General features: G+C 60.5%; 1 protein-coding gene. It reads left to right on the plus strand.

Going from position 1 to position 430, the window contains the following annotated elements; genetic code table 11:
- Positions 1-202: 202 nt before the first annotated feature.
- A partial coding sequence (locus E5W87_RS15060) for a DUF1330 domain-containing protein (RefSeq protein ID WP_292398613.1) occupies positions 203-430 on the plus strand: 228 nt, incomplete at its 3' end.

The following is a 430-nucleotide window of genomic DNA, read 5'->3' on the forward strand; positions in this document are numbered from 1 at the left end:
AGCGATCCTTGACGAAATGCGCTCGGCCTAAGGACCAATTCCGAAACTCCACTCCGGCGGCCGTCTGGCGGCGTTTTCTCCGCTTCCGGTGCTCACGTACTTTAAGTACGCTCCGCTCCGGTTCTCGAAAACACCCCCAGCCATCTCGCCGGAGCGACTTTCAAAATCGGTCCGCGCACGGCCAAAAACCAGGAGAAAAAGCATGCCCAAGGGATACTGGATCGCTCGCGTCGACGTGCGCGATGCGGAAGGCTACAAGGACTATGTTGCTGCCGCCAAACTGGCCTTCGATCGTTTCGGCGCGAAATTTCTCGCGCGTGGCGGCGCGCACGAAAAGGCCGAAGGCCCGGGCCGTGACCGCAACGTGATCATCGAGTTTCCGTCATTGGCTGCGGCGCACGATTGCTACCACTCGGCGGAGTATCTGCGC

The organism is Mesorhizobium sp., assembly GCF_004962925.1.
GTDB lineage: Bacteria > Pseudomonadota > Alphaproteobacteria > Rhizobiales > Rhizobiaceae > Mesorhizobium.